The 9,474-nt window shown below is 45.8% G+C and carries 5 protein-coding genes and 2 pseudogenes; all 7 read left to right on the top strand.

The window, feature by feature from the left end; translation table 11 throughout:
* Positions 1 to 833 precede the first annotated feature (833 nt).
* Positions 834 to 1,178: a hypothetical protein gene (locus tag B2Z67_RS14675; RefSeq protein ID WP_291530590.1), complete on the top strand. Its 345-nt coding sequence runs from the start codon at positions 834 to 836 to the stop codon at positions 1,176 to 1,178.
* Positions 1,179 to 1,414: 236 nt separating this feature from the next.
* Positions 1,415 to 1,657, top strand: a pseudogene (locus tag B2Z67_RS15980) (DUF4373 domain-containing protein); the annotation flags it as partial.
* A gap of 1,053 nt (positions 1,658 to 2,710) precedes the next feature.
* Positions 2,711 to 2,950: pseudogene (locus B2Z67_RS14665) on the top strand (hypothetical protein); the annotation flags it as partial.
* 350 nt (positions 2,951 to 3,300) lie between these two features.
* Positions 3,301 to 3,825 carry an HU family DNA-binding protein gene (locus B2Z67_RS14660; protein ID WP_291530589.1) on the top strand — a complete coding sequence of 175 codons (525 nt, stop codon included), beginning with the start codon at positions 3,301 to 3,303 and terminating at the stop codon, positions 3,823 to 3,825.
* Between the two features lie 443 nt (positions 3,826 to 4,268).
* Entirely contained in the window at positions 4,269 to 4,376 is a 108-nt protein-coding gene (locus B2Z67_RS15975) for a DUF6486 family protein (RefSeq protein ID WP_414630819.1), read from the top strand.
* 163 nt (positions 4,377 to 4,539) lie between these two features.
* A complete protein-coding gene (locus B2Z67_RS14655) occupies positions 4,540 to 8,058 on the top strand; it encodes an RHS repeat domain-containing protein (RefSeq protein ID WP_291530588.1) in 3,519 nt (1,172 codons plus the stop codon).
* 12 nt (positions 8,059 to 8,070) lie between these two features.
* On the top strand, positions 8,071 to 9,474 hold a 1,404-nt coding region (locus B2Z67_RS14650; RefSeq protein ID WP_291530587.1), incomplete at its 3' end, for a DUF6443 domain-containing protein.

Genomic DNA, 9,474 nt, shown 5'->3' with positions numbered 1-9,474 from the left:
CTGTCAGCGAAGCTAATAGAGATACTTCTGCTAATCATTTACCAGATCCTAATTACCTTTTAAAAAGAAGAATCCGTGCTCGTCCGCGTTATCCGCGTTCATCCGCTTAATCCGTGCCATCCGCGTACCCATTCTCATCACTAAATTCTCATTTATGACAAGGCACTTATGAATAATGCAGGTTAAGTTGTTGTTTCCAATTTTAAGTTATTGCTCTCATTTTTAAGCTTTTGTTCTCAAATTGAGCTATTATTCTTAGCTTATATAAACCTTGTTTTGCACATATTTTAGGCTGCAAAAATAATAAAACCTGTTACTTGCTCATATACAGGTAGTTACGAACTTTTTTCGAATTAACTCCTGAAACAATTTGTTTTATATGCAAAACATCACTTATATTTGCGGAGACAAAAATAAGCAGAATGTTTTTATGATACAAATAAATTATATTATTTTTTATGGAATACGTACACTTTATATCAACCATCCAATCTTACCCCGGCAAAAACCGCCGTTGGATAAGGGTTTGGAGGCCTTTTTGTTTTATCAGCAACCTGTTTTCCTGTTCACGGCATATATATGGTGCACACACGGGATATATGCGGTTCATGGACGGGATATATATGGTTCACGCACGGCATATATGCGGTTCAAGGACGGGATATATGCGGTTCATGGACGGGATATATGCGGTTCACGCTGGATATATATGTGGTTCGCACATGGCGTATACATAATGGTAAATCGCTGTATAGCAAGCAGTTAATAATATGCTTATCTCTGATACAATACAATTATCTCTAATATAATACAAACTTTTATACCCAACAATTATGGAACAGAATCCTATAAAAACCACCCACATTTGCAGTTACTGCAAACAGGAACTCCCGCTGGAGAATTTCTACATTCGAAAAGGGAAACAGCAACCGGACAACTATTGCAAGGAATGCCGGAGAATAAAAACCCTGGTACACAAGAAAAGCAAATCGACTTCACGCCCCAAAAACAATGCGCCGCAACGCGTCGTAATAACCTCTGTGTTAGACCGCGAAGAAAGAATGCGGCTCATACTCCAAGCCCGCCAAAAGGTGAACGAAAGCATCGCACGGAAAAAGAGAATGGTTGCAGAAGCCGAAATGAAAGCAATGGATGCAATAGATGCAAGAGATGGATAGATGAATAGATGAATAGACGAATAGATGGATAGATGGATAGATGGATAGATGAATAGATGGAATGGAGCAATAGATGATTCCGGCTACTAACCGCCAATCCCCATCATCCCCACCACCTACTTTCTACCACCTACTTTCTACCACCTACTTTCTACCACCTACTTTCTACTATCTACTTTCTACTAACTACTTTCTACTAACTCCTATCTACTAACTCCTAACTACTTTTAAAAATTATGGCTCGAATAAAGAAACGGGGCTTAGACTATTTCCCCGTAAACACCGATTTTATACACAACCGCCTGGTGCGCCGCCTGATGAAGCGCGAGGGCGATGCCGCTTTCACCGTGCTGGTACAGACACTTTCGTACATCTACGCAGGTGAGGGCTACTATGTAACCGCCGACGAGTCTTTCTACGAAGACCTCGCCGACAACCTTTATGAAACGGAAACCGCCGACGTGAAACGCATCGTGGCGCTTGCCGTGGAGTTCAACATCTTCGACGGCAGACTTTTCCGGGATTACGGTATCTTGACCGATGGCGACATCCAGCGTCAGTTCCTTTTCAGTACTAAACGCAGAAGCACGTGTTTGATAGACGAACGCTATTGTCTGCTTGCGCCCGAAGAACTTGCCGGTCAGCAAGCAAGTAGTGGACAGGGAAATGAAGAGCAAACAAGGAAAAGCGGGAAAAGAGGAAAGGCTGCGAAGCTCGAAGATACCGAAAGAGTGGGAGAATCGTCAAAAGTAGGAGAATCCTCAGAAGCAGGAAACTTTTCAAAAGTAGGAGAATCCTCAAAAGCAGGAGATTTCTTAGAAGTACGAGATTCTTCAAAAGCACGAGAATCGGGAAAATGGAATGAACTGTTTGAAAAGGAAGATGCATCATTTAAAGAAGAAAAAGGGGGTACTTCGCCCGGAGAAGAATACAGAACATCTGACGAAAACCCCGGAAATGCAGCGTACGGGAACGATGTAATAATACCCGAAAATGATGCAATAATACCCGAAGATGTAACATTTAAGACCGAAAATGCACGTTTTGTGTACTTTGGTACACATAGCATAGCACAGAATAGCATAGCACAGCATAGCATAAAAAACCCCCTCCTCAATAGTTCCCCCGGAGAGGGAACTGCCGGAGAAGCGAACCGGAAGTTCGCTGAAGAGGAAAGAGAGGAAAACAGGGAGGATGATTTTCTGAAAAACAGAGTTGCGGAAAGAAATGCTGCCGGCGGTGCGGTGAGGTCGGCGGAGGACAGTGCGGTGGCGCCGGCGAGCAGTGCAGTGACTCCGGCGGGTAATGCGGTGATTCCGGCAGATAACGTGAAGATTCCTGCAGATAACGTGGGGATTCCGGTGAGTGCGATGATTCCGGCTGATAACATGAAGGTTCCGGCAGGCAACGTGGGGATTCCGGCAGGTAATGTGATGATTCCGGTGAGTACAGTGATTCCGGCAGGCAACGCAGGGGGATCTGTGAATAGCGCAGTGAAATCTCCAGGAAACGGTAGTTCCCGCAAAGAATGGACTCACGACGATATTGCCCGTCTGCAACCGCCTGCCGACGGTCTGCCGCGCAACCTGGACGGACTGATATACAACCTCCGGGCGTACCACGTGCCTCCCCCGGAGCAGTACGCCATCATCTGTAAGAGCAACTTCGGCGTCATCGGCCATCCCATGTGGAGAGGTTTCGAGGAGATACGCAGAAGCCACGGGAAAATACGCCAACCTGGACGGTACCTGCTCAGCTTGTGCCGGTCGTAGTTCAAGGAGCGTTGAGGCCGTGTCAGGAGTGAAGTGATTATCTAACCTACAGCATGAATAATGCAGGATAAAAGATAACAGACTTAAACTTTTGCCGCAACATCCGTTTGAAAGGCAAGGTTGTGGGTGGAAAAATGATTCCTTAGGTTTTGCTTGATAGACATTGTGGCTTCTATGTGTGAATAATGTGTCCCACAATGTGTTCTGAAGATGGTTATTCCAAAACGATATTTTTATTATGTGTATTCAAAAAGAACCTTTACCTTTGCAGTGTACTTAAGCTTAAGACAAAAACAGAGATTATTTACTTAATTTAAAAACAAACTTATTTATTTAAAAACAAATTTATTATGGCAATAATGTATTATCCATTCCAGTCAATACTGGAGAAAGACGGCAAGAGACTTTTTTATCCGCGTGCGAAAGTAATAGCCAATGTCGGTACCGATCAAATCGCCCGCGAAGTCGCAGCCTATTCTTCCCTTACCACAGGTGACGTGAAGAACACCATCGACAACCTGGTTACCGTAATCGGTCAACACCTGCGCTCTTCGGAGAGCGTAACCCTGGACGGCCTCGGCTCGTTCCGCATGGTAATGAAATCTACCGGCAAGGGCGTAGAAACAGCGAAAGAAGTATCGGCAGCACAGTGTACCCTGTATGTTCGCTTCATGCCCTCCTATACCCGCAACCCGGATGGCAGTGTGTCCACTCGTTCAATGGTGACCGGCGTGAAGTGCGTACCCTACAAACCAAAAGCTACCGAAGACGACGGCAGTGGCGGTAACGGTGACGGTGGTGGCAGTAACGGCGATAACAATGGCAACAATCCAGGCGGTGGCCAAGGCGAAATAGACGACAATCCGCTGGGCTAAGCAGTACCGAACCTGACTGAAACATACCGAGCCGGAATGAATAGAAGTATTCCGGACTGAACCGGACTGAACAGAACCGGACTGAACCGGAACGAACAGAACTGTTCCGGACTGAATCGAACCGAACCTGACACCAACTACGGGAAGACACAACGGCTTCCCCGGGCAACAGAGCAAAAAGCCGCTGTGTCCTCCCGTAGCGTCACGGTTCATCAATTAAGCCAATCATTCAACATACGAGAAGTATCCCCCACCCGTGATGCCTTGCAGCGCCACCCAGGCTAACCATGCCCCTACTTCTCAGTGTAGAAGGAACTCTAATTTCCAATTAATTGAATCACTGCTTATAATTAACAACCATTGCTTTCAATTACCGGAACCCTAATTTTCAACTTTCAACTCTCAATTTTCAACTTTAAAAATTCCGAAGGGAGGTGTAAACCATGTCAACCAAGCAATCCGTATGGAGAGTAATCCTCAAGGTAGCTATCGCAGTAGTCACAACTGTGGTAAGAGTTATCAGGAATAACAAGAAGCAGAAGGAAGAATAAAGTATTCCCTCTTCACCCGCCAACCCGTCCTGTGGGCGCCTAACTAATCCCTTTCTTTTCATCACGGCAGGTGCACATGTCTGTGGTGAAAAGCTGGGGAACCAGGAAACTTGCAATTTTAATCAAATAATTAAATCATCAAATAACAAACAATAAAGCAATTATGAAAAAAAGTATAATATGGATTCTCGTACTGCTCTGTTCTCTGAATGCCTATTCGCAATCGGAGTCCACTTTGCAGCGTGTCAAGATCAAAACGCCCGAAGTGGCGGCATTTATGAAAGTAGGTGATATTCCGGTAAGCCTTTATACAGGCGTTCCCCAGATATCTATTCCTATTTATATGGTGAAATGTGGAGAACTGAGTTTGCCAATAACCCTGGATTATCAGGCTACGGCTATCCCGGTGAACCAGGAAGCTACCTGGGTAGGTCTGAACTGGCTTCTGAATGCGGGTGGAATGGTTACCACGCGCACTACGCTGGCCAGAACCGGCGCTACGACATCGGATTGGGATTTTCTCTACAACAGACTGAACTTGCGCCAAGTGTACAGCGATGATTTTGGGCGTTATTATAAGATGGACGGAAACCATGAGGCTGGCTGGAGAGGGACTCACGGGTATAATGCTTTTTTGCCGTGTAACGGCCCTCTTAAGACGACGGATCTCTCCCATGTGATGTACGGTCACCTCCTGAGAAACCGTGAAGGCGAGGCGCAATCTTATTCCGCTAACTTTATGGGACATAGTTTTGACTTCATCTATCATCCCTTGCAAGGGAAGTTCATTGTAACCGGCAAGGAGCAGAAATTCAAGATTGAAGGGGGAGCTACCGGTATTACACGGATTACCGATGCCAATGGTATCCAGTACACATTTGGCGTAATAGAGGATAATAATCCCAATGCGTTCAATAGCGCGCTGACTAATTCCCCGATTAATCAGTCTTATTACTTGACTCAAATCAAACATCCTAACGGCAGAACCATTACTCTGAATTACAAGAAGTATGACTGGATAACCTTGTTACCCGAGCTTCATGAAACATGGTTTCAGGGACTGACAAACAAGCCTGACTATTATGTAGAGAAAGAACTCTCTCCTGTAATAAAGATCAATAATTTCTATTTGCATGAGATTGTAACGGATGAGGAAATTGTCCGCTTCAACGTGGGCACCCGGACTGATTTGAAAGGGGGCAGAAAATTGGAGAATATAGAAGTAAGGGATAAGAAAAGCAATCTCGTAAAACGCTTCAACTTTGCGTATAGCTATGCGACCGCGAACACCGTCGGAGGAAACCGGCTTTATGAATATTATGAAAGCCGCAACTTGTTATCGGGCTATAATTCATTGTACAACAGCAATCAAATCAACCAGCGTTTATTCCTGAACTCTTTACAGGAAGAAGTGCCGGATGCTGCGGGTGTATTGAAGAAGCAGGCTCCTTACAGATTCAGTTATCTGGGTTCTTTGCCTGCGAAGACTTCGTCTGCGCGTGATTACTGGGGGTATTATAATGGACAGAACAACAGGACATTGTTGGTGGGTGTTCCAAGGTCTGGTGAAAGCGGGTATAATGATTTTCCATACAGCGCTTCCGTACCTTTCGCCAACCGGAAATGTAATTGGAGTACGGTCGGCTCCGGGATGCTTAACAAAATTGTTTATCCCACAGGCGGTGAAAGCCAGTTTAATTATGAGCCTCATTCTTTTACCAACTATACTTACCTTGATGCACACCAGACTACAGTACCGGCATCATTTTCACTTACAGCCGTAACAACCGACACCAACGCTGCCATGCCGGAAGATGTTTCGAAACCAAAGGATTTCACAGTAAGCCAGGATATGGAGGTGGAAGTTTCCGTATCGCACTACTGTCCTTCGGGATTATGGTGGAGAAACATGTTGGGAAGTCCGGCAATGCTCTTTATTTATGAACCTGTCCCCGGTAGTCCGGCAGTAAACTATCATCCATATAGAATCTGGCCCTTAACCCCGGCAGATACTGTTAATGCTGAAAACGGATGGGTAAAGCGTTCGGAAAGATTCTTTCTTCCGGCAGGTAAATATCAATTGGCCCCTTCGATGAGCGCTCCGCAAACTATGCCGTACCCCGGTTATCCCGGTAGCAGAAGAATAGAGATGAAAATAGCAAGTACCGGTACTATAATATCATACGGAGGTGGAGTCCGGATCAGGGAGATTCGCCGGATTGATAATCTCGGGAATGATATTATTACGAAATATGACTATTCCAAGGAAACAGGCGCATCTTCGGGATTGCTGATGACCCCTTTGCGCTTTGCACGCAGGAAAATACAGCTTTTCCAGCAAGAACGTGCTGCGGGTGGTACTACTCCGACCGGTCCAATGTATCCTCCTCCCCCTGCTCCCATATTAAAGGAGTATTGGCAGGTTTCTTCCGAGAACCAGGCGTTGTCCAAAGGCGTAGCATTGGCTTACGGACGGGTATCAGTCATTCGTGATAACGGGAAAAAGGTATATGAGTACTGGAACAAGAAGAATATGGGAGCTTCCATGTTTGACTTTACTCCGCAATTGCCCGATCCGCGCAATGGAGATCTAATAAAAGAATCGGACTATTCATCTACCGGTAAACTGGTGCGTGAATCAACCAACACCTATACGGTCTTGAAGAAAGAGCACTATTACGTCAATGCCGTAGTGGAGGATATTTATTCCGGTCCCGACGCATGCTCACCCGTAGTATGGGGAAATGACTATGCGATGTCCACCAATGGCGGGCGTATGCTCTTCTGTATCTATCCTTCCTCCGCATTCCGGATAGAACGGACAAAGCAGGTGGTGAAAGAATATACGGACAACAATGGCATGCTGACTACCACGTTCGACTATACCTATAATCCTTGGAATTTGCAGTTGTCTACAGCCAAGACTACCTATAATTCCGGCCTGAGCGAAACGGTACACATGCTTTATCCGCAGAATTATGCCGCGACCGGTACTTATCCCGGCACCTTGACGGACAAGCATATACTGAATGTGCCTACCGAAGTGGTAAAGATAGTGAATCGTGCCGGAGTCTCATCCGTTGTGTCAGGCGATTTGAACAGATACAATGACAATGGGCAATTGACATCCCACTCCCGGCTGAGATTGGCAAAACCTCTGGCAATCGGAAGTTTTAAATTCTCCAATAAAGCCTTGGGGCAGATTGGGACGGACACGCTAAACCGTACCGGTTACTCCACGTCATCCTATTACCTGATAGATGCCGTTTGCGATTATACCGCCGGCGGGAACCTTTCTTATGTGACGGAGAAACGGAACCTGACTACCGTCTACTTATGGAGTTACAATAAGCGGTACATTATCGCCGAAATATCGAATGCCACAGTAGCCCAGGTGAAGGCGGCTTTGGGGTATGCTTTCGACGCCCAGCTCGCTTCGCTGGAAAATGAAGAGACTCCCGATGTCGGCCTGATCAGGACAAAACTGGATAACTATTTCAAGGGTTCCCAGACGTTGGTTACGACGTATACTTACAAGCCGTTTGCCGGTATTACTTCGAGAACAGATCCGAATGGAAACGTCACTCATTATAATTATGATGAAGCTTGGCGGCTAAAGAGTGTTACCGACCATTTGGGAAAGACAATTCAAAGTTTTGAATACCATTATAAAAATCAATAAAATCAGATAGAAATGAAACGAATATATACTTTAATCGTAATATTGGGACTTTATGCCACGGTTTGTGCGCAAGTCTCTACGCAGAATTACGTTCAGACACGTACGATGCTGAACGAAACCGGTTCATCCTATATGGATAATGTGGTTTATTTCGATGGCTTGGGACGTTCTTTCCAGACTGTGCAGAAAGGAATTACACCCACCGATAAACAGAACCTGGTAACCTTGCAGGAGTATGACGCCCTCGGCAGGGAAACCAGCACCTGGCTTCCGATAAAATCGACTTCTACTTTTCTGGCTCCGGCGACATTTAAGAGTAACGCCCCCGGCAATTACTCCGATGCCCGCCCTTACAGCGAGCCTGTTTATGAGTCCTCTCCCTTGAACCGTGTTATCAAGCAACACGGTCCGGGGAAAGCATGGGAGACACATCCTGTGGTCACAAGCTACATGACCAATACGCTTGACGCTTCGATGCGTTGCATACATTACCTGGTAGATGCCAACGGCGGGCTTGTCCGGGATGCGGCGACTTATTATCCTGCCGGAGAACTTTATGTAACTAAAACTACGGATGAGGATAACAATGTCAGTTATACCTTTACCGACAAGGATGGATGTGTTCTGTTAAGCCGTAAGGTGGCTACCAATGTGGCGCACGACACTTATTATGTGTATGATGATTTGGGTAACCTGCGTTATGTTCTCCAACCTATGTATCAGGATAATAATAACCTGGCGCTTTATGCCTTCCAGTATAAATATGATGACCGCAGTCGTTGCGTTTGGAAGAAACTTCCCGGTATTGAGCCGGTAGAATACTGGTATGATGATGCGGACAGGTTGACTTACTCCCAGGATGGGAACCAGCGTGTATCTGACAGCTCGTTACGAACGTATTACCTGTATGATAAATTCAACCGTCTGACAGAACAGGGGGAGACTAGGATCTTGAACAATCGTCCAGTCTTCGAACTTCATTTTTCTAACTATTATGACGGGTATGAGTTTTTGAGTAGTTATGGATTTACCGATGCTGCTTATAGTATAAATGCAGATGACAAGAAATACGGCAAAGGTATGCTGACGGGAAGTGCTATTGCGATTGGCAATAGTCACTCCATGATCTACACGGCGTATCATTATGATATCAAAGGACGTGTGGTGAAGAGTATATCAAGCAACCTGCTGGGCGGTTATGAAACCACCACTACCACTTATACCTTTACCGGACAGCCCGCTACTGTGACGCACACGCATACGGCAACGGGCAAGGCTACCCAGACGGAGGTGTATACCTATACGTACGACCATGCGGACAGGGTAAGCAAGGTAGAGCACAAACTGAACGGAACGACTGTTACACTGGTTGACAATACGTATGATGCCTTCGGGCGCCTGAGTACCAAGTCCCTG

The organism is Bacteroides sp. UBA939 (genome assembly GCF_002293435.1).
Taxonomy (GTDB): domain Bacteria; phylum Bacteroidota; class Bacteroidia; order Bacteroidales; family Bacteroidaceae; genus Bacteroides.
This window is presented reverse-complemented; position numbering and strand designations above follow the sequence as displayed.

What these genes read in the sequence shown, in the direction of transcription:
- B2Z67_RS15975 (WP_414630819.1), top strand. Translation starts at nt 4,269, where the DNA reads ATGTCAACCAAGCAATCCGTATGGAGAGTAATCCTCAAGGTAGCTATC.
- B2Z67_RS14675 (WP_291530590.1), top strand. Translation starts at nt 834, where the DNA reads ATGGAACAGAATCCTATAAAAACCACCCACATTTGCAGTTACTGCAAA.
- B2Z67_RS14655 (WP_291530588.1), top strand. Translation starts at nt 4,540, where the DNA reads ATGAAAAAAAGTATAATATGGATTCTCGTACTGCTCTGTTCTCTGAAT.
- B2Z67_RS14660 (WP_291530589.1), top strand. Translation starts at nt 3,301, where the DNA reads ATGGCAATAATGTATTATCCATTCCAGTCAATACTGGAGAAAGACGGC.